This is a genomic window from uncultured Paracoccus sp. (assembly GCF_947487305.1).
Taxonomy (GTDB): Bacteria; Pseudomonadota; Alphaproteobacteria; order Rhodobacterales; family Rhodobacteraceae; genus Paracoccus.
Genome location: NZ_CANKWH010000008.1, coordinates 175,434 through 201,261, shown reverse-complemented (window position 1 = coordinate 201,261; position 25,828 = coordinate 175,434). Strand labels below are relative to the sequence as shown.

Annotated in this window: 23 protein-coding genes; 14 read left to right on the top strand and 9 right to left on the bottom strand. The window is 65.7% G+C overall.

Going from position 1 to position 25,828, the window contains the following annotated elements:
• Together Q1A36_RS12105 and Q1A36_RS12100 are read left to right on the top strand one after the other, a co-directional pair.
• Positions 1-1,389 (top strand): aldehyde dehydrogenase family protein, encoded by a 1,389-nt coding sequence (locus tag Q1A36_RS12105; RefSeq protein ID WP_299844140.1) that lies wholly within the window; start codon positions 1-3, stop codon positions 1,387-1,389.
• The gene (locus tag Q1A36_RS12100; RefSeq protein ID WP_299844137.1) at positions 1,386-2,543 is read left to right on the top strand and encodes an iron-containing alcohol dehydrogenase; all 1,158 of its coding nucleotides are present in this window, start codon (positions 1,386-1,388) and stop codon (positions 2,541-2,543) included. Before Q1A36_RS12105 ends, Q1A36_RS12100 begins: the two co-directional genes overlap by 4 nt.
• Here the strand turns inward: Q1A36_RS12100 and Q1A36_RS12095 are convergent.
• Positions 2,540-3,346 (bottom strand): sugar phosphate isomerase/epimerase, encoded by an 807-nt coding sequence (locus Q1A36_RS12095; protein WP_299844134.1) that lies wholly within the window; start codon positions 3,344-3,346, stop codon positions 2,540-2,542. The genes Q1A36_RS12100 and Q1A36_RS12095 overlap by 4 nt on opposite strands.
• Positions 3,343-5,016 carry an FAD-dependent oxidoreductase gene (locus Q1A36_RS12090; RefSeq protein WP_299844131.1) on the bottom strand — a complete coding sequence of 558 codons (1,674 nt, stop codon included), beginning with the start codon at positions 5,014-5,016 and terminating at the stop codon, positions 3,343-3,345. The genes Q1A36_RS12095 and Q1A36_RS12090 overlap by 4 nt, the downstream gene beginning before the upstream one ends.
• Before the next feature lie 111 nt (positions 5,017-5,127).
• Between Q1A36_RS12090 and Q1A36_RS12085 the strand changes: the two genes are divergently transcribed.
• The 6 genes from Q1A36_RS12085 to Q1A36_RS12060 all read left to right on the top strand — a co-directional run bounded on the left by Q1A36_RS12085 (position 5,128) and on the right by Q1A36_RS12060 (position 12,105).
• A complete protein-coding gene (locus Q1A36_RS12085; protein WP_299844128.1) occupies positions 5,128-6,060 on the top strand; it encodes a LysR family transcriptional regulator in 933 nt (310 codons plus the stop codon).
• Positions 6,061-6,176: 116 nt separating this feature from the next.
• Complete coding sequence (locus tag Q1A36_RS12080) at positions 6,177-7,181, top strand: tripartite tricarboxylate transporter substrate binding protein (protein WP_299844125.1); 1,005 nt, start codon at positions 6,177-6,179, stop codon at positions 7,179-7,181.
• Between the two features lie 104 nt (positions 7,182-7,285).
• Complete coding sequence (locus Q1A36_RS12075; protein WP_299844122.1) at positions 7,286-7,855, top strand: tripartite tricarboxylate transporter TctB family protein; 570 nt, start codon at positions 7,286-7,288, stop codon at positions 7,853-7,855.
• A 1-nt stretch (position 7,856) separates the two neighbouring features.
• Entirely contained in the window at positions 7,857-9,374 is a 1,518-nt protein-coding gene (locus Q1A36_RS12070; RefSeq protein WP_299844119.1) for a tripartite tricarboxylate transporter permease, read from the top strand.
• The gene (locus tag Q1A36_RS12065) at positions 9,374-10,231 is read left to right on the top strand and encodes a shikimate dehydrogenase (protein ID WP_299844116.1); all 858 of its coding nucleotides are present in this window, start codon (positions 9,374-9,376) and stop codon (positions 10,229-10,231) included. The genes Q1A36_RS12070 and Q1A36_RS12065 overlap by 1 nt, the downstream gene beginning before the upstream one ends.
• Entirely contained in the window at positions 10,228-12,105 is a 1,878-nt protein-coding gene (locus Q1A36_RS12060; protein WP_299844114.1) for a sugar phosphate isomerase/epimerase and 4-hydroxyphenylpyruvate domain-containing protein, read from the top strand. Before Q1A36_RS12065 ends, Q1A36_RS12060 begins: the two co-directional genes overlap by 4 nt.
• Here the strand turns inward: Q1A36_RS12060 and Q1A36_RS12055 are convergent.
• The gene (locus Q1A36_RS12055; protein ID WP_299844111.1) at positions 12,102-13,004 is read right to left on the bottom strand and encodes a LysR substrate-binding domain-containing protein; all 903 of its coding nucleotides are present in this window, start codon (positions 13,002-13,004) and stop codon (positions 12,102-12,104) included. The genes Q1A36_RS12060 and Q1A36_RS12055 overlap by 4 nt on opposite strands.
• A gap of 83 nt (positions 13,005-13,087) precedes the next feature.
• Between Q1A36_RS12055 and pcaC the strand changes: the two genes are divergently transcribed.
• The 4 genes from pcaC (at position 13,088) to Q1A36_RS12035 (ending at position 15,735) form a co-directional block, all read left to right on the top strand.
• Positions 13,088-13,492, top strand: coding sequence for a 4-carboxymuconolactone decarboxylase (pcaC, locus tag Q1A36_RS12050; protein ID WP_299844108.1), 405 nt, complete (start codon positions 13,088-13,090; stop codon positions 13,490-13,492).
• Positions 13,489-14,205 carry a protocatechuate 3,4-dioxygenase subunit beta gene (gene pcaH / locus Q1A36_RS12045; RefSeq protein ID WP_299844105.1) on the top strand — a complete coding sequence of 239 codons (717 nt, stop codon included), beginning with the start codon at positions 13,489-13,491 and terminating at the stop codon, positions 14,203-14,205. Before pcaC ends, pcaH begins: the two co-directional genes overlap by 4 nt.
• A gap of 64 nt (positions 14,206-14,269) precedes the next feature.
• Positions 14,270-14,890, top strand: coding sequence for a protocatechuate 3,4-dioxygenase subunit alpha (gene pcaG, locus Q1A36_RS12040; RefSeq protein ID WP_299844103.1), 621 nt, complete (start codon positions 14,270-14,272; stop codon positions 14,888-14,890).
• Positions 14,891-14,898: 8 nt separating this feature from the next.
• Positions 14,899-15,735: a 3-keto-5-aminohexanoate cleavage protein gene (locus Q1A36_RS12035; protein WP_299844100.1), complete on the top strand. Its 837-nt coding sequence runs from the start codon at positions 14,899-14,901 to the stop codon at positions 15,733-15,735.
• Positions 15,736-15,814: 79 nt separating this feature from the next.
• Here Q1A36_RS12035 and Q1A36_RS12030 read toward each other — a convergent pair whose 3' ends face one another.
• Together Q1A36_RS12030 and Q1A36_RS12025 are read right to left on the bottom strand one after the other, a co-directional pair.
• Positions 15,815-16,255, bottom strand: coding sequence for a hypothetical protein (locus tag Q1A36_RS12030; protein WP_299844097.1), 441 nt, complete (start codon positions 16,253-16,255; stop codon positions 15,815-15,817).
• 158 nt (positions 16,256-16,413) lie between these two features.
• Entirely contained in the window at positions 16,414-18,090 is a 1,677-nt protein-coding gene (locus Q1A36_RS12025; protein WP_299844094.1) for a formate--tetrahydrofolate ligase, read from the bottom strand.
• 212 nt (positions 18,091-18,302) lie between these two features.
• On the opposite strand from Q1A36_RS12025, the gene Q1A36_RS12020 reads away from it, so the two are divergent.
• Positions 18,303-19,202 carry a DUF726 domain-containing protein gene (locus tag Q1A36_RS12020; RefSeq protein WP_299844091.1) on the top strand — a complete coding sequence of 300 codons (900 nt, stop codon included), beginning with the start codon at positions 18,303-18,305 and terminating at the stop codon, positions 19,200-19,202.
• A gap of 7 nt (positions 19,203-19,209) precedes the next feature.
• Here Q1A36_RS12020 and Q1A36_RS12015 read toward each other — a convergent pair whose 3' ends face one another.
• From Q1A36_RS12015 to Q1A36_RS12000, 4 genes are read right to left on the bottom strand one after another with little or no spacing between them, the layout of a single operon-like run.
• Entirely contained in the window at positions 19,210-20,070 is an 861-nt protein-coding gene (locus Q1A36_RS12015; RefSeq protein WP_299844088.1) for a glycosyltransferase family 25 protein, read from the bottom strand.
• Positions 20,054-20,650, bottom strand: coding sequence for an inner membrane-spanning protein YciB (locus Q1A36_RS12010; protein ID WP_299844085.1), 597 nt, complete (start codon positions 20,648-20,650; stop codon positions 20,054-20,056). Before Q1A36_RS12010 ends, Q1A36_RS12015 begins: the two co-directional genes overlap by 17 nt.
• Positions 20,651-20,663: 13 nt before the next feature.
• The gene (locus tag Q1A36_RS12005; protein ID WP_299844082.1) at positions 20,664-21,563 is read right to left on the bottom strand and encodes a DMT family transporter; all 900 of its coding nucleotides are present in this window, start codon (positions 21,561-21,563) and stop codon (positions 20,664-20,666) included.
• A 59-nt stretch (positions 21,564-21,622) separates the two neighbouring features.
• A complete protein-coding gene (locus Q1A36_RS12000) occupies positions 21,623-22,645 on the bottom strand; it encodes a thioredoxin family protein (protein ID WP_299844079.1) in 1,023 nt (340 codons plus the stop codon).
• Between the two features lie 240 nt (positions 22,646-22,885).
• On the opposite strand from Q1A36_RS12000, the gene acnA reads away from it, so the two are divergent.
• Positions 22,886-25,654, top strand: a complete 2,769-nt coding sequence (gene acnA / locus Q1A36_RS11995) for an aconitate hydratase AcnA (protein WP_299844076.1) — start codon at positions 22,886-22,888, stop codon at positions 25,652-25,654.
• Positions 25,655-25,828: the final 174 nt, after the last annotated feature.

Genomic DNA, 25,828 nt, shown 5'->3' with positions numbered 1-25,828 from the left:
ATGGCTGACACGATCAAGCTGATCTCTCCCGTCGATGGCACGGTCTGTGCCGAGCGCGCGGTTCTGACGCCCGAGGCCGCCCGCGCCGCCGTCGCCCGCGCCAAGGCCGCGCAACCGGCATGGGCTGCCCTGCCGCTTGCTGACCGCATCGCCAAGGTGATGGCCGGGGTCGAGGCGCTGATCGCCATGAACGACCGGATCGTGCCGGAGCTGGCACGGATGATGGGCCGCCCGGTGCGCTATGGCGGCGAGATGGGCGGCGTGCGCGAGCGCGCCGATTACATGGCCCGGATCGCGCCCGAAGTGCTGGCGCCCGAGGTGGTCGAGGACAGCGATCGCTTCCGCCGCGAATTGCACCGCGCCCCTGTGGGCGTGGTCTTCATCATCGCGCCCTGGAACTATCCCTTCCTGACCGCGATCAACGGCATCGTGCCGGCGCTGATCGCCGGCAATGCCGTGGTGCTGAAACATGCCAGCCAGACCCTGCTGGCGGGCGAACGGCTGGCCGACGCAATGCAGGCCGGCGGCGTGCCGGCCGATGTGTTCCAGAATCTCGTCCTTGACCATGCCACCACCGAGGCGCTGATTTCCGAACGCCTGTTCGGTTTCGTGAACTTCACCGGCTCGGTCGCAGGTGGGCAGGCAATCGAGCGCGCGGCGGCGGGTGGTTTCACCGGCACCGGGCTGGAACTGGGCGGTAAGGATCCGGGCTATGTCGCCGCCGATGCCGATCTCGATGCGGCGGTGAACGGGCTGATGGACGGGGCGATGTTCAATTCCGGGCAATGCTGCTGCGGGATCGAGCGGATCTATGTCCATGAAAGCCTTTATGACAATTTCGTCGCCAAGGCCGCCGACTGGACCCGCGCCCTGAAACTGGGCGACCCGACCGATCCCGAGACCACGATGGGGCCGATGGCGCATCAGCGCTTTGCCCGCGTGGTCCGCGATCAGGTGGCCGAGGCGGTGGCGCAGGGCGCGCGCCCGCTGATCGCACCGGGCGATGTGCCGGGCGATGATGGTGGGGCCTATCTGGCGCCGCAGGTTCTGGTCGATGTGACCCATGACATGCGGGTGATGCGCGAGGAAAGCTTTGGCCCGGTCGTCGGCATCATGAAGGTCTCGGGCGATGACGAGGCCATCGCGCTGATGAATGACAGCGATTACGGGCTGACCGCCTCGATCTGGACCGCCGACCCGGACCGCGCCGCCCTGATCGGCAACCGGCTCGAGACAGGCACCGTCTTCATGAACCGCTGCGACTATCTGGACCCGGCTTTGTGCTGGACCGGGGTCAAGGATACCGGGCGCGGCGCCAGCCTGTCGGCACTTGGTTTTCACGCCGTCACCCGGCCCAAATCCTTCCATCTGAAAAAGGTCACACAATGAGTCCGCGCGCCAACTGGTCCTACCCCACCGCCATCAAGTTCGGCGCCGGCCGCATCTCGGAACTGCCCGATCTCTGCAAGGGCGCCGGCATCACCCGCCCGCTGCTGGTGACGGACCGCGCGCTGGCCGGACTGCCGATCACCGCTGCCGCGCTGGACAGCCTCGAAGCCGCCGGGCTTGGCCGCGCGGTCTTCAGCGAGGTTGATCCGAACCCGAACGAGGGCAACATGGAAGCCGGGCTGGCCGTCTATCGCGCCGGCGGGCATGACGGGGTGATCTGCTTTGGCGGCGGCTCGGCGCTGGATCTGGGCAAGATGATCGCGCTGATGGTCGATCAGCCGGTTTCGGTCTGGGATCTGGAAGATATCGGCGACTGGTATACGCGCGCAAATGCCGCCACCATCGCGCCGATCATCGCCGTCCCGACCACCGCCGGCACCGGCTCGGAGGTTGGCCGGGCCGGGGTGCTGACCAACAGCGCCACGCATAAAAAGAAGATCATCTTCCACCCGAAGCTCTTGCCCACGGTGACTATCTGCGATCCGGAACTGACCGTCGGCATGCCCCGCGCCATCACCGCCGGCACCGGGATGGATGCTTTTGCGCATTGTCTGGAAGCCTATTCCAGCCCCTTCTATCACCCGATGTCGCAGGGCATCGCATTGGAAGGGATGCGGCTGGTGCTTGAAAACCTGCCCCGCGCCTATGCTGTGCCCGATGACATCGAGGCTCGGTCGCAGATGATGAGCGCCGCCGCCATGGGCGCGGTCGCGTTTCAAAAGGGCCTCGGCGCGATCCATTCGCTCAGCCATCCGGTCGGCGCGGTCTATGGCACCCATCACGGCACCACCAATGCCGTGGTCATGCCGATGGTGCTGGATTTCAACCGCCCCGCCATCGAGGACCGCATCGGCCGCGCCGCCGACTATCTGGGGATTTCCGGCGGCTTCGACGGGTTCCGCGCGCGGGTGATGGAATTGCGGGCCGAGCTGTGCATTCCCGGCAATCTTGCGGTGATGGGTGTGGAGGCAAGCCGGCTGGACGAGCTGACCGAAATGGCCTTGGAAGACCCATCCTGTGGCGGCAACCCGATCGAGATGACGCGCGAGAATACCCGCGCGCTGTTCGACGCCGCCATGCAGGACGCCCGCTAACGCGCGTCGAGGAAGGCACGTGCTGCGGCATGGATGTGCCGCAGCACCGCCGCGCCGCCCTCGGCCATGAGCCTCCGCGTCATCGGCACCTCGAGAGACAGGTCGATGTTCTTCGGCAGGGCGCTGACGAAAGCCTGCAAATCGATTTGCCCCTCTCCCGGCGGCAACCGCTCGGCGCGGGCGGTCATGAGCAGCGTCTCGGTGTCATAGGCCGGCAGACGCGGCGCATCGCAGAGATGGGCGAAGGGCAGCCGGCCCGCCGGGATCTGCCGCAGAAGCGCGAGGTCCGATCCCGAGCGGTCGAAATGCAGGCTGTCTACCAGCATCCCGACGCCCTCGCCCGCCGCCTGCACCACGCGCCAGCAGGCGGCTGGATCGGGCACCACGGTCCAGGGAAAGAACTCCAGCACCACGCCGATCCCGCGCGAGCGCGCGAGGTCGGACAGCGCGGCCAACCGATCCGCCAGCCGCGAAAGGTCATCGTCATAGGGCGCGGTGATCAGCTGACTTGCACCAAGCTCGGCCCCCACATCCAGCAGCGGGGCCAGCGCCGCAATATCGATCTCGGGCGTGATCTTCACGAACTCGATGTCGCGAACCGCAAGCCCGGTCTGGCGCAGCGCCGTAAGGGTCGCCCGCATCAGCGCGGGATCATGCATCAGCGGATAGCTCGGACTGTCCTCGGTCACGCGTTGCAAACGCAGTCCGACGCCGTCGAAACCGGCAGCGGCGGCAGTCTCGATGAACTCGGGCGGCGGCAGGGTGATCGCGGAAAGATGCGCGACGGAAAGCCGGTGGGTCATGGGATCGCCCCTTCTGCCGCATGGCGCGCGGCGATGAAACCGAAGGTTAAGGCCGGGCCGAGATTGATCCCGCCCGCCGGATAGTGCCCGCCAAAGACGCTGAGGCTGTCCGTGCCGGCGGCATAGAGGCCGGGGATCGGCGCGCCCACGCCGTCCAGCACTCGCGCCTCGGCATCGGTGGCAAGGCCGGCAAAGCTGCCGAAACTGCCCGGCACAACTTCGACGGCGTAGAAGGGCGCGCGCTCGATCGGGGCGAGGCAGGGGTTCGGCTTCTGCTCCGCATCGCCCTGCAGCCGCATATAGGCGGTGCTGCCGCGGCCGAAATCGGGGTCCTCGCCCCGCGCCGCGCGCTCATTGAAGCGCGCAACCGTCCGCGCCAGCCCATCGGCATCGATGCCCGTCATGGCGGACAGTTCGGCCAGCGTCGCGCCGCGCTTCAGATAGCCCGAGCGCAGCCAGCCCCCCAGCGGCAGCGGCGCGGGCCGCACAATGCCAAGCCCATAGCGACGGATGAAGCGGTGATCGCAGATCAGCCAGGACCGCGCGGGCTGGCCTGCCGGGATCGCCGCCAGCATGTCGCGGACATAGTCGTGATAGCCCAGCCCCTCGTTGCAAAAGCGCCGTCCATCGGCCAGCACGCCGATCAACCCCGGCTTGCCGCGATCGATGATATGGGGAAAGCCGCCCATCCGACCGCTCGGCCAGACCGCCCGGCTGACCGGGCATAAGGCCATGGGTTGCGCCGCGTCCGCGCGGAAGGCGGCGCCCACGGCCTCGGCCAGCCGCGCGCCATCGCCGGTGGCCGTGGGCACGGCCAGCGTCAGATTCTCGCCGTCGCGCGGCAACAGCGCGGCGCGACGGGCGGTGTCATGGGGGAAGCCGCCGGTGGCCAGAACGACGCCGCGCGTGGCCGTCAGCGGTCCGCCCGAGGTCTCGACCCCGGTGATGCGCCCGCCCTCTCGGATCAACTCGGTGACGGTAACATTGGTCCGCAGCTCAACGCCCGCATCCAGCGCCGAGCGCAGCAGCCTGGCGATCAGCGCGCTGCCATTGCGCAGCTGAATGGCGCGGCGATGGATCGACAGATCCACGATATGCCGCCCGACACGGCTGGCGACATAGGCGAAGGAGCGAACCGAGCGGGTGGCCGACAGAAAGGCCTTCAGATCCGCCCCCGACTGGATGGTCAGTCCGCGCAGCGTGGTCTCGGGCAAGGGCTCGCGCAGCAAGCGGATTGCGCGGCCCAGCTTGCGCCCGTCATAGGGTTTGGCGATGACCGAGCGGCCACCTGTGCCAGCGCCGGGCTGGTCGGAATAGGTGTCGGGAATGTGCAGCCCGCCGTCGAATTGCAGTGCGGTCCGGGTCTCGAAAAAATCGACCATCTCGGGCGCGGCGGCGAGGAAGGCATCCACGCGCGCCGGATCGAACTGCGCACCCAGCACGGCCTGGAGATAGCGGCGGGGCGCACCCTCCTCCTCGCGAATCCCCGCACGACGGGCGACGGAATTGCCCGGCGCCCAGATCCAGCCGCCCGACCAGGCCGAGGTGCCGCCCATGACCGGGGCCTTTTCCAGCAGCGTGACCCGCAGCCCCAGATGCGCCGCCGTCACCGCCGCTGCGAGGCCCCCCGCGCCCGAGCCCAGAACGATCAGATCAACCTCTTCGGCCATGTTCCCCCCTTGTCGATGCTCAGGGTCGGGCGATGGCCCCCTAACGTCAAATATCCATTTGGCAGGCAGATTAACCTGATGTTACCCTGAACGCCCGGGAGGCGGGATTCCATGCGTGAAATCACCCTGCGCCAAGTCGAGGTCATCCGTGCCGTGATGATGCGCGGCACCATCAGCGGTGCCGCCGAGCAACTGAACGTCTCGGCCCCCGGCATCAGCCGTCTGGTCAAGCATACCGAGGACTCGCTTGGCATCCGCCTGTTCGAACGTCGGGCCGGGCGCTTCATCCCCTCGGTCGAGGCGGGCGCGGTCTTCGAGCAGATCAGCAATGTCTACAAGGGCGTCGAGAACCTGCAACTGGCGATCAACTCGCTGGAAAAGGGCGAGGATGTGCGGCTGGCCTTTGCCTCGGCGCCTTCGGTCGCGCAGTTCATCGCCGCCCGCGCCATCCGCTCGATCCGCCGCCGTTATCCCGATCTCTTCATCGACCTGAACATCCTGAAGATCGAGGAGACCGTTGACTACCTGCTGCTTGAACGCGGCGAGTTCGTCATCATGAGTTCTTCGGTCGACAATGCGGGGATCGAGAACGAGAAGCTGGCCGAGGCGCGGCTGGTGGTGATCCTGCCCGAGGATCACCCGCTGGCGACGCAGCAGGTGATTTCGGTGCATGATCTGGCTGGCGAGCAACTGATCGGCGTCGATCCGGGCGATCCTTATGGCGCCAAGCTGAGCGAGCCCTTCCGGAACGCCGGGATCGAACCGGTGCATTCCATGCGCGGGCGCTTTGCGCAGACCGTGGTCAGCCTCGTCCGGCACGGGCTGGGCGTCGCGCTGATCGATGCCTTTTCCGTGGCCGAGGTCTATATGCCCGGCCTCGTCCGCCGCCCGCTGGCCGAGCCTTCGGGCGTGACAGTCTATGTTTCGCACAAGAAAGGCCGGGCGCTGTCGGGCTTTGCCGAATACGCCATCGAGCGCTTTCGGAAAGAGCTGACCGCCGCCGCGCAGGGCACATTTGACACGGCCGCCCTCAAGGGAGATTAACATCAAGTTAACATCGCGATGATCTGGGTATTTGACGTTACGCCACCTTCTCCGCGATGATGGCCAGAACGGGTGGAGGAGCAGCCCGTCTTCACAAGATCCAAGGGAGGAACACCATGAAACATCTCATCCTCGGCGCCGTCTCGGCCCTCGCACTGACCGCAACCGGCGCCATGGCGCAGGATTATCCCAGCAAGGAAATCGCCGGCATCATCCAGTGGGGCGCCGGTGGCTCGACCGATACGGTGATGCGCGCGGTGACGCCCCATGCCGAAGAGGTTCTGGGCGGCACGGTCGTCATGCAGAACATCACCGGCGGCGTCGGCGCCATCGCGCTGAACCAGGTCGCGGCGGGCGATGCCGATGGCTATACCCTGCTGATGGGCGCGGAAAACCCGCTGCTCTACAAGGTCATGGGCCTGGGCCAGAAGGATTACAGCGACTTCGTGCCGGTGAACGTGCTCGCGCGCGGCACGCCGATTCTGGTCGCCGGCAAGGATGCGCCCTTCGACGATTACGCCGGTATGCTGGCCTATATCAAGGAAAACCCCGGCGAGCTGCGCTTTGGTTCGACCGGCCCGGGCGGGTTGCCCTCGGTTGTCACCGCCATGATCAACGCGGTCGAGGGCGAGCAGGACGTGATCTTCGTCCCCTATGACGGCGACGGTCCGGCGCTGACCGCGCTGCAGGGCGGCGCGATCGACGTGATGCCCGCCGTTCTGGGTGCCGCGATCGAGGGGATCAAGGCCGGCGCGATGAAGCCGCTGGTCGTGTTCGAGGAAGAACCCGTCGAGGCCCTGCCCGATGTGCCGACCGCGCTTGCCGCCAATGCGGGCTATGACAAGTATCTGCCCTGGGGTCCGTTCTTCGGCATCTTCGTCAAGGCCGGCACCCCCGATGATGCCGTGGCCAAGCTGACCGCCGCCTACAAGGAAGCCGCCGAACAGCCGGAATTCCTCGACCTGATGAAGAACCGCGGCTTCACCTCGCTGAACCTCAGCGGCGCCGAGGCACAGACCTTCCTCGATGGCTGGCAGTCGACCACCGCCTGGCTGATGCAGGATGCCGGTCTGACCAAATCCTCGCCCGAAGAATTCGGCATCGCGAAACCGGCCGAGTGATCCCAAACGACCAGCGCGCAGGGCCATGCCGGCCCCGCGCGATCCGGCGCGCCAGCAGACGGCCCGCGCCAAGATCCTGAAACCTGTGCGACAAGGAGGGTGCCATGTCCCCGACCGATCACGACACAGAGGCGCTGCAGGACGAAGTCACCGATCTTCATGAACATGCCCGCGACACCCGTCGCCCGGGCGAGGCCGGTTTCACCATCCTGCTGCTTCTGGCAAGCCTGTTCCTGCTCTGGAGCGCCTATGACATCTCGGGCTTCGAAGCGCTGTCGGCGCCCGGCACGCTGCCCATGGTCACAACCCTGATCATGTGCATCACCGGGGGCCTCATCATGCTGCGCACCATCAAGCTGCCGCTGATCTCCGGCGAGACCTTCGGGCAGAACATCCTGCCGCTGGCGCTGGTCATCATGGCGGTGCTGCTGGTCTGCTATGGTCTGCTGCTGAAGCCGCTCGGCTTCCTGCCGACCTCGATGCTGTTCCTGACCATCTCGATCAAGCTTCTCTGGCGGCAGGGCTGGGTCAAGACGCTTGGCGTGTCCTTCCTCGTCCTCGTCATCATCTATGTCGTCTTCCGCATCATCTTCACGGTGCTGATGCCCTCGGGCATCTTCCCCGAGGCCGAGATGCTGCAGTTCTTCCGCAACCTCATCGGCGGAGGTGCCTGAGATGGATGCCCTTTCAGCCTTCTTCACCGTCTTCACCGACCTGAAGCTTCTGTCGCTGGTGGCGCTTGGCACCTTTGCCGGAGTCTATATCGGCGCCATTCCGGGCCTGTCGGTCACAATGGCGGTCTCGATCCTGATCTCCTTCACCTTCTCATGGGACGTGCATCCGGCCATCGCGCTGATGATCGGCATCTTCATGGGCGGGGTCTATGGCGGCTCGCGCACGGCGATCCTTCTGAACATCCCCGGCGCGCCCTCGGCCATTGCCACGGCCATGGACGGCTATCCCATGGCGCAGCGCGGCGAGGCCGGCACCGCCATCGGCATCACCACGGTCATGTCCTTCTTCGGCGGCTTCATCGGCATCATCGTTCTGGCGCTGGCCGCGCCCTCGGTCTCGCAATTCGCCCTGACCTTCCAGCCGCGCGACTACATGCTGCTGGCGATCCTGGGCATCCTGCTGGTCGGCTCGCTGTCGGGCGAAAGCCTGGTCAAGGGCATCTTCTCGGGCGCCTTCGGCATCCTGATCGGCATGGTGGGCATGGACCCGCTGACCTTCACCGGCCGCTTCACCTATGACCTGCCGCTGATGCAGTCGGGGATCTCGTTCATCGCGGTGATGATCGGCATGTTCGGCGTCTCCGAGGCGCTGGCGCAGCTGCACCACCTGGATACCCCGGCGATCAAGCAGAAGATCACCCGCATCGTCCCCAGCTTTGGCACGATCAAGAAATACCTGCCGCTGTCGCTGCAGACCTCGACCATCGGGGTCATCATCGGCGCGCTGCCGGGCACCGGCGGCGATATCGCCGCGCTGATGGCCTATGACCATGCCAAGCGCGTCACCCGCAAGCCCTCGCGGCCCTTCGGCAAGGGCGCCATCGAGGGCCTGGTCGCCCCCGAGACCGCCAACAACGCCGCCGTCGGCGGGGCCTTCATCCCGATGATGACCCTTGGCATTCCGGGCGATGCAGTCACCGCCATCATGATCGGCGCACTGTTCATCCACGGGCTGAACCCCGGCCCGATGCTGATGGTGGAACAGCCGGACATGTTCTGGTTCATCGTCGGCTCGCTGGTGGTCGCGAACTTCTTCATGCTCATCTTCGGCCTGACCGGCATCAAGCTGTTCACCAAGGTCGTGGAAATGCCGCGCGCCGTGCTGATCCCGATGATCATGCTGCTCTCCATCGTCGGCGCCTATGCCACCAACAACTCGATCACCGATGTCTACTGGATGCTGGCCTTCGGGGTGCTGGGCTACTTCATGCGGAGCTATGGCTATCCGCTGGGGCCGGTGATCCTGGGGGTGATCCTGTCGCGGCTTCTGGATGACAACTGGCGACGGGCGATCATTTCCGAACGCGAGGATCTGGGCCGCTTCTTCCACGGCATCGTCACCAGCCCGCTGTCGCTGATCCTGTTCCTCGCCGTGATCTTCATCTTCTTCAGCCAGACCCCGCTCTGGACCCGGCTCAAGGCGCGGCTGCTGCCCGCCCGCAACGAGGAGGCACGGTGATGACCACGACCGACACCAAGACCCTGCAACTGGGCCTGATCGGTGACAACATCGCCCGCTCGCGCTCGCCCCTGCTACATGTGCTGGCGGGGCGGCAGAACGGGGTCGAGGTCAGCTATCGCCGGCTGATCCCGCGCGATCTGGGGCAGGATTTCGACCAGGTCTTTGCCGACTGCGCCAAGGGCGGGTTTCGCGGCATCAACGTGACCTATCCATATAAGGAACGCGGGGCGGCCAAGGTCCGGATCGACGATCCGCTGGTGCGCGCCATCGGGGCCGTCAACACGGTGATCTTCGGGGCAAACGGCCCCGAAGGCCACAACACCGACTATTCGGGCTTCGTCTCGGCCTATCGGCTGGTGCGCGGCGAAACCCCGCCGGGCGCGGTGCTGATGATCGGCACCGGCGGCGTCGGCCGCGCCGTGGCCTTCGGGCTGATCGCCCTTGGCGCCTCGGCGCTGCGGCTGGTCGACCGCGATCAGGCCAAGGCCGAGGCGCTGGCCGAGGATCTGCGTCGCGCCGCGCCCGCGATGACCGTCAGCGTCCATGACAGTGCCGAAGCAGCGGGCAAGGGCGTGCAGGGCGTCATCAACTGCACCCCGGTCGGCATGGTCGGCTACGAGGGCACGCCGATTGCGGGCGAGGCGCTGGCCGGCGCCGAATGGGCCTTTGACGCAGTCTATACCCCGCCCGACACGCAATTCCTGACCGATGCGGCGGCGCATGGGCTGAAGGTCGTCTCGGGCTGGGAACTGTTCTTCTTCCAGGGCGTCCACGCCTGGAAGCTGTTTGCCGGCCTGCCGCTCGACACCGCAGCGCTGCGCCATGAGCTGATGACGACGGAAGAAGTGGTATGAAGACCTCGATCGCCACGGTCTCGATCTCGGGCAGCTTTACCGAGAAACTGGATGCCATCGCCGCTGCCGGCTTTGACGGGATCGAGATCTTCGAGCAGGATTTCATCGCCTCGGACCACGCGCCGCAGGATGTCGGCCGGATGGTCCGCGAGGCCGGGCTGGAGATCACCCTGTTCCAGCCCTTCCGCGATTTCGAGGGCCTGCCCGAACCGCTGCGCGCCCGCTCCTTCGCCCGGGCAGAACGCAAGTTCGAGCTGATGAACCAGCTGGGCACCGACCTGATCCTTGTCTGCTCCTCTGTCCATCCGGCGGCGCTTGGCGGCATCAGCCGCATGGCCGATGATTTCGCCGAACTGGGCGAGTTGGCCCTTAAGCACGGCGTCCGCGTGGGCTTCGAGGCCCTGTGCTGGGGCCGCCATATCAACGATCACCGCGATGCATGGGAGGTGGTGCGCCGCGCCGATCATCCGAATGTCGGGCTGATCCTCGACAGTTTCCACACGCTTGGCCGGGGCGTCGATCCGACCAGCATCCGCAGCATTCCGGGCGACCGCATCTTCTTCGTCCAGCTGGCCGATGCGCCCGCCATCCCGATGGATCTGCTCTACTGGTCGCGGCACTTCCGCAACATGCCGGGCGAAGGCGATCTGGATGTGTCGGGCTTCATGCGCGCGGTCGCCGCCACCGGCTATGACGGGCCCCTGAGCCTCGAGATCTTCAACGACCAGTTCCGCGCGGGCCTGCCCCGTCTGGTGGCTCAGGACGGTCATCGCAGCCTGATCGCCACGATGGACAAGGTGCGGCGCGAGGAGCCGGCCCTGCCGGTCGATCTGCCGCCCTTCCCTGCCCCGGAACAGGCCGAGCGCATCGAGTTCATCGAATTCGCCACCTCGGATGCCGATGCCCCGGCGCTGGAGACCATGCTGACCGCCCTGGGCTTTTCGCGCGCCGGCAAACATGTGTCGAAACCGGTCACGCTTTGGCGGCAGGGCGGCGCGAATGTGCTGGTCAATACCGACAGCGAGGGCTTTGCCGGCAGTTCCTATGTCGCCCATGGCACCACGGTTTCCGAAATCGCGCTGATGATGCCCGATGCCCGCGCGGCGTTCGACCGCGCCACCGCGCTGCTGGCGCGCCCGCATCCGCAGGCCAACCCCGCAGGCGAATTGACGATCCCGGGTATTCGCGGCGTCGGCGGCAGCATGATCCGTTTCCTTGACGCGACCTCGGACCTCGGGCGCATCTGGGACGTGGATTTCACCACCGAAGCCGCCCCGCCCGGTGCCGGCCTGACCGGCATCGACCATATCGCCCAGACCATGGCCTATGACGAGATGCTCAGCTGGTCGCTGTTCTATACCTCGATCTTCGACGCCAAGAAGGCACCGATGGTCGATGTCGCCGACCCGGCCGGTCTGGTGCGCAGCCAGGCGGTGCAATCGGGAGGCTTGCGGGTGACGCTGAACGGGGCGGAAGCGCGGGGCACGCTGGCCGGGCGCTTCATCGCAGACAGTTTTGGCTCATCGGTCCAGCATGTCGCGCTGGCCAGTGATGACATCTTCGCCAGCGCCGAGGCCATGGCCGAGCGCGGCTTTCCGGTGCTTCAGATCGGGGCGAATTACTATGACGATGTGGCGGCGCGGTTCGGCCTCTCCGCCGATCTGGTCGCCCGGATGCAGGCCGCGAACGTGCTTTATGACGAGGACGAGAGGGGCCGGTTCTTCCAGTTCTATTCCGCCACCCAGCCCGGCGGCTTCTTCTTCGAGATCATCCAGCGCGAGAACGGCTATCAGGGTTACGGCGCGCCCAATGCCCCATTCCGCATCGCGGCACAGAAGCGCGGCACCCGCCCCGCCGCCGTGCCCCGGCGCTAGCCATGCGGGGCCGCGCCGTCCTGAGCCAACTGCATCAGCAGATCGAGCCCCGGCACCGGTGCCCCCGACTGGCGATAGGTCAGACCGACCGCCCCAGACAGGAACCGCACCCCGGTCCGGATCTCGACCAGATCGCCGCGATCCAGTTCGGCACCGATCACGCCGCGCGAGATGAACCAGACCGCATCCGAGGCCGCCAGAATCCCCCGGCCAATGGCGAGCGCCGCCGTCTCGAAAGCCGGACGCAACCCGATCAGGTTCAGCGCGGCGAGGTATTCGTTCACCGGGCGGCGGATGATCGCAGTTTCGGGCGGCAGCACCACCGGCACCTGCCGCAGCAAGTCGCGCGGGGGCAGGTCCGCCAGCGGATGGCCGGCGCGGGCGACCAGCACCACCTCTTCTTCGTAGAGATGCTGGAAGGCCAGCCCGGCCATCTCGCCGGCATCGGGCATCCGTCCGACCATCAGGTCGATCTGCCCGTCGCGCAAGAGGCGCACCAGATAGGTATGCGGCCCGGTCTCGATCTTCAGAAGCAGTTCGGGTGCGATCTCGCGCAGGCGCAGCGCCACCAGCGGGAAAAGCCGTGTCGCCGCCGTGGGCAGGATGCCAACGCGGATCACCCCGCCCGCATTGCCGGGCCGCAGCGCCGCCGCGCCCGCATCCAGCGCCTGCAGTGCCAGATGGACATGCCGGCGAAACACCGCGCCCTGCTGGGTCAGCACCAGCCGGCGGTTCTCGCGGCTGAAAAGCGGCAGGCCGATCAGATCCTCCAGCTCGGCCAGCGTGCGGCTCAGCGCCGGTTGGGTGATGCCCTGCGCACGGGCGACAGCCGACAGGCTGCCTTCATCCGCAATGGCGGCGAAGGCGCGCAGATGCCGCAATTTGACGCCGGGATGCATAATCATTTGGTTATGAAAATTGCCCCATTTTGCATTATCTCGGCTGGATCATGGCGGTTAAGTTATGGACAGGAGGATTTCTGATGCAAGACAATTCGCAATCCCGTCATGAGGCCGGCATGGCTGTCCGCCGCCGCGTTCTGGGCGATGCCCATGTGAACCGGGCCGAGGCCGCCAAGTCCGATCTGGACTCGCCCTTTCAGACCATGATCACCGAGGGCGCCTGGGGCACGGTCTGGGCCAGCGAGGCGATCAGCTTGCGCGAGCGATCCATGCTGACGCTGGCGCTGCTGGCCGCGACCGGGAATTTCGAGGAAATTCCGATGCATATCCGCGCCACCGCCCGCACCGGCGCCAGCCGCCGCGACGTGGCCGAGGCCTTCCAGCATGTCGCCATCTATGCCGGCGTGCCGCGCGCCAATCACGCGCTGAAGCTGGCCAAGCAGACCTATGCCGAAATGGACGCCGCCGAGGAGGAGCAGAAATGAGAGAATATTACCAACGCGACCGGCGCCTGCACCCGCCTGCGCTGACCCCGGATTACAAGACCTCGGTGGCGCGCAGCCCGCGCTATTCGATGATCTCGCTGCAGCAATCGGCATCCGAGATCACCGGCCCGACCTTCGGCCACAATGACATCGACCCGGTCGATAACGACCTGATCCGCAACTATGCCAAATCCGGCGATCCGGTGGGCGAGCGGATCATCGTCCATGGCCGGGTGCTGGACGAGAACGCCCGGCCGGTGCCGCATACGCTGGTCGAGATCTGGCAGGCCAATGCATCGGGCCGCTATCGCCACAAGAAGGATACCTATCTGGGCGCGCTCGACCCCAATTTCGGCGGCTGCGGGCGGACCATCACCGATGCCGAGGGGCGCTATGTCTTCCGCACCATCAAGCCCGGCGCCTATCCCTGGCGCAACTGGGTGAACAACTGGCGGCCAGCGCATATCCATGTCTCGGTCTTCGGCCATTCCTTCAGCCAGCGGCTGATCACCCAGCTGTATTTCGAGGGCGACCCGCTGATCGCCAAATGCCCGATCGTGGCGACGATCCCCGATCAGGACGCGATCGAGCAGCTGACGGCAAAGCTCGACCTGAACGCGACCGTGCCCTTGGACAGCATCGCCTACAAGTTCGACATCGTGTTGCGCGGGCGGCGGTCGACCTATTTCGAGAACCGGCCGGAGGGGAACTGAGCATGTTCAGGAAAAGTGGGAACCGGTTTTCCGCCCGGAACATGCGGAAAGGGAGGAACTGAGCATGGCACAGAAGCTTGATTATCTTCGTGAAAGCGCCTCGCAAACCGCCGGCCCTTATGTCCATATCGGCCTTGCGCCGGGGGCTGCGGGCTTTGACATCTACCGCGAGGAACTGGGCTGGGACATTGCCGGGCCGAACGCCAGGGGCGAGCGCATCCGGGTCGAGGGTCTGGTGATCGACGGCATCGGCAGCCCGGTCAAGGATGTGCTGATCGAGGTCTGGCAGGCCAATGCCGACGGCCATTACGCCCATCCCGAAGGCGGCGGCGAGGTCGAGGACGGCTTTCGCGGCTGGGGCCGGGTCATCACCGATTTCGACACCGGCGAATGGGGCTTCGATACGGTGAAGCCCGGCGCCGTCATGGGCCGCAATGGCCGGCTTATGGCGCCGCATCTGAACCTGTGGATCGTCGCGCGCGGCATCAATATCGGGCTGAACACCCGGATGTATTTCGGCGACGAGACCGAGGCCAATGCCAAGGATCCGGTCATCAACCTGATCGAATGGGAAAAGCGCCGCGCCACGCTGATCGCCACGCGCGAGGATCGCGACGGCACCCCCGTCTATCGCTTCGACATCCGCCTTCAGGGCGATGACGAAACCGTCTTCTTCGATATCTGAGGCCCCCCATGACCAAACCCTGCATCATCTGCGTGGCCATCACCGGCTCGCTTCCGACCAAAGAGAACAACCCGGCGGTACCGATCACCATCTCGGAGCAGATCGAAAGCACGCAAGAGGCCTTCGAGGCCGGGGCAACCATCGCCCATTGCCATGTTCGCGACGACGAGGGCAAAGCCAGCAGCGACCCCGCTCGCTTCGCTGCACTGAAGGAGGGGTTGGAAAAGCACTGCCCCGGCATGATCGTGCAGCTCTCGACCGGTGGGCGCTCGGGCGCGGGTCAGGCGCGGGGCGGAATGCTGCCCTTGTCGCCCGACATGGCCTCGCTGTCGGTCGGGTCGAACAATTTCCCGACGCGGGTCTACGAGAACCCGCCCGACCTGGTGGACTGGCTGGCCAGCGAGATGCTGGCCCATGGCGTGAAGCCCGAGATCGAGGCCTTCGACCTGTCGCACATCCTGCAGGCGGCCAAGATGCACGCCGACGGTCGGATCAAGGACACACCTTATGTGCAGTTCGTCATGGGGGTGAAGAACGCCATGCCGGTCGATCGCGATGTGTTCGACTACTACATCCACACGGTCAAGCGGCTGTTCGGTGAAGATGCGCCCTGGTGCGCGGCGGGGATTGGGTCGAACCAGCTGACCATCAATGACTGGGCGATTTCCTCGGGCGGCCATGCCCGCACCGGGCTCGAGGATAACGTGCGGCTGAACCGCGATACCCTTGCCCCGTCCAATGCCGCGCTGGTCGCGCGCACGGTCGAGCTTTGCGGCAAATACGACCGGCCGGTGGCCAGCTGGCAGCAGGCGCGTCAGATCCTTGGGCTGGCGATGCCGGCCTGACGGCTACGCGCAGGCATGAAAAAGGGCGCGTCAGCAGTTGCTGGCGCGCCTTTCTGCTTGTCCGTCAGAGGCCTGCGGCTCAGGCGTCGTCACGACCATGGTGGACATATTCGACGGTCAAGGATTTGACCCCCGAAGTCGAGACGGTCGCACCCGATTTCTCGTCGAGGATTTTCTCGATGCGCTCGACCTTGGCCTGGTCGCTGGTCTCGGCGTCGATCCGGGCCAGTTCATTGGTGGTGAAGTTGGCCGGGTCGAGGTTCAGGATCGCGGCCTGCATGTCGCGACCGGCATTGGTGACGCCGGGGACTTCGGCTTTTTGCGCCAGAATCCGGTCGGCGCGGTCGGCCTTGTTCTGGTCGCCACGCTCGGCAGCGATCTGGGCCAGCTCGTTAGTGGTGAAGGCCGAGGCGTCCACGTTCAGGGTCGCGGCCTGCATCGCCTGCCCGTCATTGGCATTGGCGGCAAAGGGAAGCGCCACGGCAAGGGCGGCGGCGGTAAGGATCGATTTCGTGAACATATCACATCTCCTGTTTCTGGCGGGGGGACGGCGACCTTTCCTCGGTGCCTGGTCCCTTCGCATAGGAGTGGATTAGGGGTCTGGCGGCCCCGCGTTAAACGCACAGGGCCACACAGGTTCTGTGCGGAAATGCATTGTCACTTCCGCGTCAGCGGCGGTCAGAACAACCCTTCGATCTGCCCCGCCTCGTTCAGCCGGATCGACTCGGCCGAGGGGTGGCGCGGCAGGCCCGGCATGGTCATGATCTCGCCGCAGATCACCACCACGAAGCCCGCCCCTGCCGACAGCCGCACCTCGCGTACCGGGACGGAATGGCCGGTCGGCGCGCCGCGCAGGTTCGGATCGGTCGAGAAGCTGTACTGGGTCTTGGCCATGCAGACCGGCAGATGGCCATAGCCCTGATCCTCCCAGGCGTGCAGCTGGTCGCGGATGCGCTTGTCGGCCAGCACCTCGTCGGCGCGATAGATGCGCGTGGCGATGGTGCGGATCTTCTCGAACAGCGGCATCTCGTCCTCATAGAGCGGCGCGAATTGCGACCGTCCGCTATCGGCGATCTCGGCCACGCGCATCGCCAGGTTGACCGCGCCCTTGCCGCCCTGTTCCCAGTGCCGGCTGACGATCGCCTCGGCGCCCCGGCCCGAGACATAGCTTTGCACCGCCTCGATCTCGGCCTCGGTATCGCCGCTGAAATGGTTGATCGCCACCACCACCGGCACGCCGAAACCGTGCAGGTTCTCGATATGCCGCCCCAGGTTGGCGCAGCCCTTCTTGACCGCCGCGACGTTCTCGGGGCCGAGATCGGCCTTGGCGACGCCGCCATTCATCTTCATCGCACGCACGGTCGCCACCAGCACCACGCAATCCGGCTTCAGCCCGGCCTTGCGGCATTTGATGTTCATGAATTTCTCGGCCCCCAGATCGGCGCCGAAGCCGGCCTCGGTCACGACGTAATCGGCCAGTTTCAGCGCCGTGGTGGTGGCGATGACCGAGTTGCAGCCATGGGCGATATTGGCGAAGGGGCCGCCATGGACGAAGGCCGGGTTATGCTCCAGCGTCTGCACCAGATTGGGCTGCATGGCGTCCTTCAACAGGACCGTCATCGCCCCCTCGGCCTTCAGGTCGCGGCAATAGACCGGGCTGTGATCGCGGCGATAGGCGACGATCATGTCGCCCAACCGCTTCTCGAGGTCCTTCAGGTCGCGCGAGAGGCAGAGGATCGCCATCACCTCGGACGCGACGGTGATGTCATAGCCGGTCTCGCGCGGGAAACCGTTGGCCACGCCCCCCAGCGCGGCGGTGATCTGCCGCAGCGCCCGGTCGTTCATGTCCACCACCCGGCGCCAGACCACGCGGCGCATGTCGATCGCCAGCTCGTTGCCCCAGTAGATATGGTTGTCGATCATCGCCGACAGCAGCGAATGGGCGCTGGTGATGGCGTGGAAATCGCCGGTGAAATGCAGGTTCATGTCCTCCATCGGCACGATCTGGGCATAGCCGCCGCCGGCCGCGCCCCCCTTCATGCCGAAATTCGGACCCAGCGAAGCCTCGCGGATGCAGATCGCCGCCTTCTTGCCGATGGCATTGAGCCCGTCGCCAAGGCCCACAGTGGTCGTGGTCTTGCCCTCGCCCGCGGGCGTCGGGTTGATCGCGGTGACAAGGATCAGCTTGCCATTCGGGCGATCCTGGATCGATTCGATGAAGCGCTGGCTGACCTTGGCCTTGTCATGGCCATGGGGCACCAGGTCATCGGCGCCGATCCCCAGCCTTTCGCCGATCTGCTGGATCGGCAGTTTCTTCGCCGCCCGCGCGATCTCGATATCGGATTTGAAAGCCATCCCGTTCCTCCCGTACCGGTCTGTCCCGGGCAGGTTAGCCGCGATTGCGCCGGCGCGACACCATTTCCGCACCATCGCCTAACCGCCTGCAGTTGAGGTGTATTCGCAGCCGTTGCGCGCGTTGGCTTCACGCAGCTTTAACGCCGCATTCACGCCACTGTCGCATGATGAAGGCATGGAAACCTCGTGACTGGTAAACGGATGACCGATTCATGGCTGTGCTGCATGTCAACTCCGACGCGCCGGTTTCGACCGGCCAGTTCCGCGATCCGGCGACGACGCTGGCCGCTGATGCGCCAGTCGTCGTCATGGTGCACGGCTATCGCTTCTCTCCCCATCATCCGGGACATGACCCCCACCGCCACATCCTGGCGCTGGACCCCGAAAGCACGGCGGGACAAGTCCTGTCCTGGCCCCGCGCCCTCGGCTTCCAAGGCAGGCGCGCCGGCGAGGGTCTGGCCGTCGGATTTGGCTGGGAAGCACGCGGCACATTGCGCGGCGCCTATTGCAGGGCCGAGCAGGCTGGCCGATCTCTGGCACGGCTGATCGACCGGCTGGCCGAGGACGCGAACCGTCCAGTGGCGCTGATCGGCCATTCGCTTGGCGCGCGGGTGATGCTGCAGGCCCTGCGGCATGTCCAGCCGGGCGCGGTCAATCGGCTGTTGCTGCTGGCCGGTGCCGAATTCCGCTGTGCCGCCGCCGCGGCGCTGGATAGCCCGGCAGGCCAGCGGGCCGAGGTGCTGAACATCACCTCGCGCGAGAACGACCTGTTTGATTTCGGGCTGGAGCTGTTCGTCTCGGGCCACCGGCGGCAGGCGCTCGGCTTTGGACTGGAAGACCCGCGACCGAACTGGATCGACATCCAGATCGATGACCGGGACACGCTGGCGATGCTGTCGGCACTTGGCTTTCCGATGGATGGCCGCCCGCGCCGCCTGTCGCACTGGACGCCATATCTGCGGGCCGGTGTCTTCGACTTCTACCGCACCGCGCTGTGCCAGCCCTGGGCACTGCCACTGAACCTTCTGCGCCGGCAACTGCCCGCGCAGGTCGAGCCGCGCTGGTCGCGGCTGCTGGCCCCGCCGTCCACGCTCGGTAGCTTGCGCGCCTGAGACCCTGTTAGCCTTCCTGCGGCGGGTTTTCCCGCGCGTCGCGCCCTGCCGTCCCTGCGGCGGCGCGATCGAACAGCTTGGCCCTGAGCAACCGTCCGCCGCGCCAGATCACCCGGTTCAGCTCCAGCCAGAAGCGATAGGGCAGCACGGTGAAATAGCGCCAGCGCGGCAGCTTGTAGATGCTCAGACCCCGCTGCACCTGCGATTCCTCGTCCGAGATCTGGCTGGCCACCGGCGGCTCGATGAAGCTGGCTTTGAGCCCGGCGAAATATTCCAGGTCATAGGCGATGTCCCAGGCCAGCCGCATCGGCACCAGCTTCTGGACGAACCAGCGCGCCGCCGCCCGGTCGATGACATAGGCGCCTGACCCCTTCTCGCGGGTCAGCGCGATGGCGATGCTGTGACCGTTGCCCAGATCGCGGACGGGATATTTGCGCCCCTTGCTGACCGTGGTCAGGCGCAGCAGGTTCCACTCTTGCCGCTGCGCCGCCGCCCGGTCCAGCGTGTCGAGGAATTCGGGCTGGAACGAGGCGTCATCCTCGAGGATCAGCGCCAGATCGGCATCGCTGTCCAGAAAGGCCCGGGTGCAGTCGATATGGCTCAGGTAGCAGCCGACCTCGGTGGGCGTGCGGCGGCGGCCATGCAGATAGCGATAGGACCATTCGCTGAATTCCGGGATCGGGAACTCGATGGCCTTGCCGTTCACGCCGGGGATGCGCTGGAAGCCGATGCCCACTTGCTCCAGCTTGGCCCGCATCGCCGCCAGCCGGTCGACTGCCCCGTCCATGTTGATCAGGTAGACGGCCAGCTTCTGGCCGCTTTGGGGCAGACGGATCACGCCCTCGGCCAGCTCAGTCCTTCCGTTCAATTCCGTACTCCTTGAACAGGCCGGCATTGCCCATCAGGAAGATGAACAGCAAAAGCGGCAGGCCGAAGGTCTTGAAATAGACCCAGCTGGTCTCGGACATGGTCCGCCAGACCACCTCGTTGGCAATGGCGAGGCCCAGAAAAGCCAGCGCCATCCGCGCGGTCAGCTTGCGCCAGCCCTCGGGCCGCATCGGCAGCGCCTCGGACAGCACGGCTTCCAGCCAGTTCTTGCGCCGCCACAGCGCATAGCCAAGGATGCCGGCGAAGAGGAGATAGATGATCGTCGGCTTCATCTTGAAGAAGCGCGGATCGTTCAGCCAGACCGACAGCCCGCCGAAGACGAGGACCAGAACCAGCGTCGCCACCTGCATCGGCGACAGTTTCCCGGTCAGCCGCCACAGTCCCAGCGTCGACAGGACCAGTGCCGGAATGAAGATCAGCGTGGCGACGATGAAGCCCGAATAATCCTGCCCGAAGAGCTGCACGGTCTTGTCCCGCAGCAGCAGGAAGGCCACGAAAAACACCACCAGCGGGCCATATTCCAGCGCCGCCTTCCATTTGCCCGTCTGCTTCGCGTCCATCACCTCTCGCCCCTCAAGCGGCATATTCCACGATCAGCGCCCCGGCGGCGATCATCGCCATCAGGCCCGCACGTCGCGGCCCCACCTTTTCGCCCAGGATGATCCAGCCGACAAGGGCCGCGAACACCGTCGAGGTTTCACGAAGTACGGCGGCGCGGCCGACCTCGTCGATGCGGGTGGCCAGCATGATGGCGCCGAAGCTGCAAAAGGCCACAAGCGCGCCGATCAGCCCGCGCGCGGCAAGGCCCGGCAATTCCGCCGCAGGCAGCAGCGCAACCCGCCGCCAGGTGATCAGCGGCATGAACAGCGAATCGAGCAGGAAGAACCAGAAGAGGAAGGTAAAGGGATCGGCGGCCTGTCGGATGCCCCAGGCGTCATAGGTGGTATAGGCCGCGACCATGACGCCGGTGATCAGCGCCCAGCCAAGTGCCGGCAGCAGCGTCTCGCGCCCGACGGTCAGCTTGCGCCAATTGTAGAGCGCCAGGCCAAGGATGCCGCTGACCAGCAGAAGGACGCCCGACCATTGCGCCAGATTGTAACGCTCGTGAAAGAACAGCCCGGCGGCGATGATGGTGATCAGCGGCGCGGTGCCGCGCACCACCGGATAGACGACGGTATAGGCGCCGCGTTGGTAGGTCGAGGCCTGGGCCAGCTTGTAGAGGATATGGATCGCCATCGCGCCGCCGAGGATCGGCCACAGATGCGGCTGAGGGAAAGGCACAACGAGCAGCACGACGGGCAGCGCGATCAGCCCGTAACAGGCATCGATCGCCGCGCGGCTGACCCATGGATCATGCCGCCCCTTCTGAAGCGCACCGAAGACCGCGTGGAGGAAGGCCGCCCAGATCGCCATCAGCGAGGCGACGCGCGCCCCTTCGGGCGTCCCGGAAATGCTGAGGATCCAGTCGGTCATGCCCGGGTGATGGCAGCAGCTTGCAGAAACTGCAAGTCAGCACTGTGCCGGCGCGGGGATCAGTCCAACCGCAGCGCGGTCAGGATCGGGCCGGGCATCTGCGCCTTGGCACCGGACATGCGCTGGATCAGGATGGCGTGGCGGGTATCGGGCGGGAAATCCTCGCCGCTCGCCGTCGCCGCGCCGATGGTCAGGCGCAGGGGCGCGCGACCGTTCCAGTTGGCCAGCCGGTCGACGTCGAGCACGACATTGGCATAGGTGATCGACCGGCCGTTGTTCTCGCCGCCGGTGATCTCGACCGTTCGGCGCGGCGCAAAGCGCACCAGCAGCACCGCCACCACACCGCCGAGATCGGACAGCGGCGTCAACTCGACCACCTTGCGGCCATCGACGTCCCGCTCGACCACATTGACCAGGGCCGGCGCGGCGCGTTGCGCGTCGATCATGCCCATCAGATCGGCTGGCTGCATCGACGGCGCGGTATCCTGACCACCCACGATCAGTTGCGGGGTGTAGACCGCGCGCTCACCGACGCTGCGGGCATAGTTCTTTTGCCGGCGGGTGAATTCGGGGCTGGCGAACTTGTCGGTCCAGCCCAGATAGTCCCAGTAATCGACATGATAGGACAGCGGCAGGATATCCGGGTCATCGGCCAACTCGGCCAGCATCGCATCGGCGGGCGGGCAGGAGTTGCAGCCCTGCGAGGTGAAAAGCTCGACCACCACCGGCGCGCCCGGCATGTCCGACAGCCCGATCACAGGGGCCGACATCTCGCTGCCGGCAAAGCTGTTGAAGTCGCTGGCCTCGGGCGCCTCGATCACCGGCGCATCGGCATAGGGATCGGTCAGCGGGCCGGTCTCGGCGCCAAGGTCAGAGCCGGATTCAGGGGCAAAACCATCTGTCCCCGGCATCTCGCCGTCAGCGGCAAATTCAGCCTCCATCCCCTGCGACGCGTCGATCGCACCCATCGATCCGTCCTGTTGCGCCGCCAACGGCAGCGCCGACAGCAGCAGCAAACCGGCAGTCAGGGTCGCCGCGGCAAGGCCATGAAGGCGGAAGTTGGGTCGATCGTTCAGGGGCATCAGGGCGATTCTTGCGGCTCTTCTCTCAGTCTGCATAGGCCCGGCCGGCGGCAAAGGCCAAATCACCCCTGTGTTAACTTGCCGTGCCTGCTGGCATAGTGCCCCTTGCGCAACATCGTCAATGTCAGTATACAATCGCATACCGAAGCCGGCCAAAGCCTTGCGCCTCGCCTGCGCTTCATGCACAGAGCAACTTGAATTCGACGCCACACCCATCCATTCGCAGACAGGGAGGCCCCCATGCCTATCGTTACCGGAACCGACACCGCCAAGACCCGCCGCACGCTGAAGGTCGGCGGCCAGGAGGTCGCCTATTACTCGATCCCCGCCGCCACCGAGGCTGGACTGGGTGATTTTTCCAAACTGCCGGCTTCGCTGAAGGTCGTTCTGGAAAACATGCTGCGTTTCGAGGATGGCGGCCGCACGGTCAGCACCGATGACATCAAGGCCTTTGCCGAATGGGCGGAAAAGGGCGGCCAGAACCCGCGCGAGATCGCCTATCGCCCGGCCCGCGTGCTGATGCAGGACTTCACCGGCGTTCCGGCCGTGGTCGACCTTGCCGCGATGCGCGATGGCATCAAGGCGCTTGGCGGTGACGCCCAGAAGATCAACCCGCTGAACCCGGTGGATCTGGTTATCGACCACTCGGTGATGATCGACGAGTTCGGCACGCCCCGCGCCTTCCAGTTCAACGTCGAGCGCGAATACGAGCGCAACATGGAGCGTTACACCTTCCTGAAATGGGGTCAGAACGCCTTCAACAACTTCCGCGTGGTGCCGCCCGGCACCGGCATCTGCCATCAGGTGAACCTGGAATATCTGGCCCAGACCGTCTGGACCGACAGCGACCAGACCGGCGCGACCGTCGCCTATCCGGACACCCTGGTCGGCACTGACAGCCACACCACCATGGTCAACGGCCTGGCGGTTCTGGGCTGGGGCGTCGGCGGGATCGAGGCCGAGGCGGCGATGCTGGGCCAGCCGATCTCGATGCTGATCCCCGAGGTCGTCGGCTTCAAGATCACCGGCGCGCTGCGTGAGGGCGTGACCGCCACCGACCTGGTGCTGAAGGTCGTGCAGATGCTGCGCAAGCATGGCGTGGTGGGCAAGTTCGTCGAATTCTATGGCGAAGGTCTCGACAACATGCCGCTGGCCGACCGCGCGACCATTGCCAACATGGCCCCGGAATATGGCGCCACCTGCGGCTTCTTCCCGGTCGACAACGAGACCCTGCGCTACCTGCGCCAGACCGGCCGCGACGAGGATCGCATCGCGCTGGTCGAGGCCTATGCCAAGGAGAACGGCTTCTGGCGCGGCGCCGACTATGCGCCGGTCTACAGCTCGACGCTGGAGCTGGATCAGGGCGATGTCGTCCCGGCCATCTCGGGCCCGAAACGCCCGCAGGATCACGTTCCGCTGACCGCCTCGGCCTTCGAGTTCCAGAAATACATCTGCGACACCCGCAAGGTCCCGGCGCCGGAATCCGTCGGCAAGGCCTGGGCGCAGGATGGCGGCGCACCCGCACCGACCGACCTGCCCGGCCATCACGAGGGCTACAAGTCCGGCACCGTCGAGGGCGAGGATTACCAGCTGCATGACGGCTCGGTCGTGATCGCCTCGATCACCAGCTGCACCAACACCTCGAACCCCTATGTGCTGATGGCCGCCGGCCTCGTGGCCCGCAAGGCCCGTGCCCTTGGCCTGACCCGCCGTCCCTGGGTGAAAACCTCGCTGGCCCCCGGCTCGCAGGTTGTCGAGGAATACCTGAAGGCCGCGAACCTGCAGGAGGATCTGGACGCGCTCGGCTTCAACCTCGTCGGCTTCGGCTGCACCACCTGCATCGGGAACTCGGGTCCCTTGCAGCCCGAGATCTCGAAATCGATCAATGACAATGATCTGGTCGCGGTCTCGGTCCTCTCGGGCAACCGCAACTTCGAGGGCCGCATCTCGCCCGACGTGCGCGCCAACTACCTGGCCTCGCCCCCGCTGGTCGTCGCCTATGCCATCGCCGGCGACATGAACATCGATCTTTCGAGCGAACCGCTGGCCTTCGACAAGGACGGCAAGCCGGTCTATCTGAAGGACATCTGGCCGACCTCGAAAGAGGTTGCCGATCTGGTCGACAGCATCGTCACCCGCGAGATGTTCCAGTCGAAATATGCCGACGTGTTCAAGGGCGACGAGCGCTGGCAGGCGGTGGAAGTCACCGATAGCGAGACCTATGACTGGCCGGCGGCCTCGACCTACATCCAGAACCCGCCCTATTTCCAGGGCATGGCGAAGGAACCGGGCACGATCAGCAATGTCACCGGCGCGCGCATCCTCGCGCTTCTGGGCGACATGATCACCACCGACCACATCAGCCCTGCCGGCTCGTTCAAGGCCGACAGCCCGGCCGGGAAATACCTGACCGAGCGTCAGGTGGCCCCGCGCGAATTCAACTCCTACGGGTCGCGTCGCGGCAACCACGAGGTGATGATGCGCGGCACCTTCGCCAATATCCGCATCAAGAACGAGATGCTGGACGGGGTCGAAGGCGGCTATTCGAAGGGACCGGACGGGCAGCAGGCCGCGATCTATGACGCTGCCATGGCCTATGAGGACCAAGGCACGCCGCTGGTTGTCATCGGCGGGGTCGAATACGGCGCCGGTTCGTCGCGTGACTGGGCGGCCAAGGGCACCAACCTCCTGGGCGTAAAGGCGGTCATCGCCGAAAGCTTCGAGCGTATCCACCGCTCGAACCTCGTCGGCATGGGCGTCATTCCCTTCGAGTTCACAGGCGGCGACAACCGCAAGTCGCTGAAGCTGACCGGCGACGAGATCATCTCGATCGACGGGCTGGAAGGCGACTTCAAACCGCTGTCGCTGGTCGATGCCACGATCAAATATGCCGATGGCAGCGAGAAGGTCATCAAGCTCAAGGCCCGTGTCGATACCGAGGTCGAGATCGAATACCTGAAGAACGGCGGCGTGCTGCACTACGTGCTGCGGAATCTGGCTGCGGCGTAATTGCAGCCCTGCAAGACAGAAAACCCCCGGCTCGCGCCGGGGGTTTTCGTTTGTGCGTGGTCAGCGCTATCCGGTGGGTCAGCAATACGGGGCAAAGCTGTCGTTCACCTGAGGAGCTAAAATGGCTATCGACCGCTCGTAACTGGCGGCGATGTCTCTCAGACACACGAAATG

Excerpts from the sequence above, each read along its gene's own strand:
- Q1A36_RS12105 (WP_299844140.1), top strand. The coding sequence starts at position 1 with ATGGCTGACACGATCAAGCTGATCTCTCCCGTCGATGGCACGGTCTGT.
- Q1A36_RS12100 (WP_299844137.1), top strand. The coding sequence starts at position 1,386 with ATGAGTCCGCGCGCCAACTGGTCCTACCCCACCGCCATCAAGTTCGGC.
- Q1A36_RS12095 (WP_299844134.1), bottom strand. The coding sequence starts at position 3,346 with ATGACCCACCGGCTTTCCGTCGCGCATCTTTCCGCGATCACCCTGCCG.
- Q1A36_RS12090 (WP_299844131.1), bottom strand. The coding sequence starts at position 5,016 with ATGGCCGAAGAGGTTGATCTGATCGTTCTGGGCTCGGGCGCGGGGGGC.
- Q1A36_RS12085 (WP_299844128.1), top strand. The coding sequence starts at position 5,128 with ATGCGTGAAATCACCCTGCGCCAAGTCGAGGTCATCCGTGCCGTGATG.
- Q1A36_RS12080 (WP_299844125.1), top strand. The coding sequence starts at position 6,177 with ATGAAACATCTCATCCTCGGCGCCGTCTCGGCCCTCGCACTGACCGCA.
- Q1A36_RS12075 (WP_299844122.1), top strand. The coding sequence starts at position 7,286 with ATGTCCCCGACCGATCACGACACAGAGGCGCTGCAGGACGAAGTCACC.
- Q1A36_RS12070 (WP_299844119.1), top strand. The coding sequence starts at position 7,857 with ATGGATGCCCTTTCAGCCTTCTTCACCGTCTTCACCGACCTGAAGCTT.
- Q1A36_RS12065 (WP_299844116.1), top strand. The coding sequence starts at position 9,374 with ATGACCACGACCGACACCAAGACCCTGCAACTGGGCCTGATCGGTGAC.
- Q1A36_RS12060 (WP_299844114.1), top strand. The coding sequence starts at position 10,228 with ATGAAGACCTCGATCGCCACGGTCTCGATCTCGGGCAGCTTTACCGAG.
- Q1A36_RS12055 (WP_299844111.1), bottom strand. The coding sequence starts at position 13,004 with ATGCATCCCGGCGTCAAATTGCGGCATCTGCGCGCCTTCGCCGCCATT.
- pcaC (WP_299844108.1), top strand. The coding sequence starts at position 13,088 with ATGCAAGACAATTCGCAATCCCGTCATGAGGCCGGCATGGCTGTCCGC.
- pcaH (WP_299844105.1), top strand. The coding sequence starts at position 13,489 with ATGAGAGAATATTACCAACGCGACCGGCGCCTGCACCCGCCTGCGCTG.
- pcaG (WP_299844103.1), top strand. The coding sequence starts at position 14,270 with ATGGCACAGAAGCTTGATTATCTTCGTGAAAGCGCCTCGCAAACCGCC.
- Q1A36_RS12035 (WP_299844100.1), top strand. The coding sequence starts at position 14,899 with ATGACCAAACCCTGCATCATCTGCGTGGCCATCACCGGCTCGCTTCCG.
- Q1A36_RS12030 (WP_299844097.1), bottom strand. The coding sequence starts at position 16,255 with ATGTTCACGAAATCGATCCTTACCGCCGCCGCCCTTGCCGTGGCGCTT.
- Q1A36_RS12025 (WP_299844094.1), bottom strand. The coding sequence starts at position 18,090 with ATGGCTTTCAAATCCGATATCGAGATCGCGCGGGCGGCGAAGAAACTG.
- Q1A36_RS12020 (WP_299844091.1), top strand. The coding sequence starts at position 18,303 with ATGGCTGTGCTGCATGTCAACTCCGACGCGCCGGTTTCGACCGGCCAG.
- Q1A36_RS12010 (WP_299844085.1), bottom strand. The coding sequence starts at position 20,650 with ATGGACGCGAAGCAGACGGGCAAATGGAAGGCGGCGCTGGAATATGGC.
- Q1A36_RS12005 (WP_299844082.1), bottom strand. The coding sequence starts at position 21,563 with ATGACCGACTGGATCCTCAGCATTTCCGGGACGCCCGAAGGGGCGCGC.
- Q1A36_RS12000 (WP_299844079.1), bottom strand. The coding sequence starts at position 22,645 with ATGCCCCTGAACGATCGACCCAACTTCCGCCTTCATGGCCTTGCCGCG.
- acnA (WP_299844076.1), top strand. The coding sequence starts at position 22,886 with ATGCCTATCGTTACCGGAACCGACACCGCCAAGACCCGCCGCACGCTG.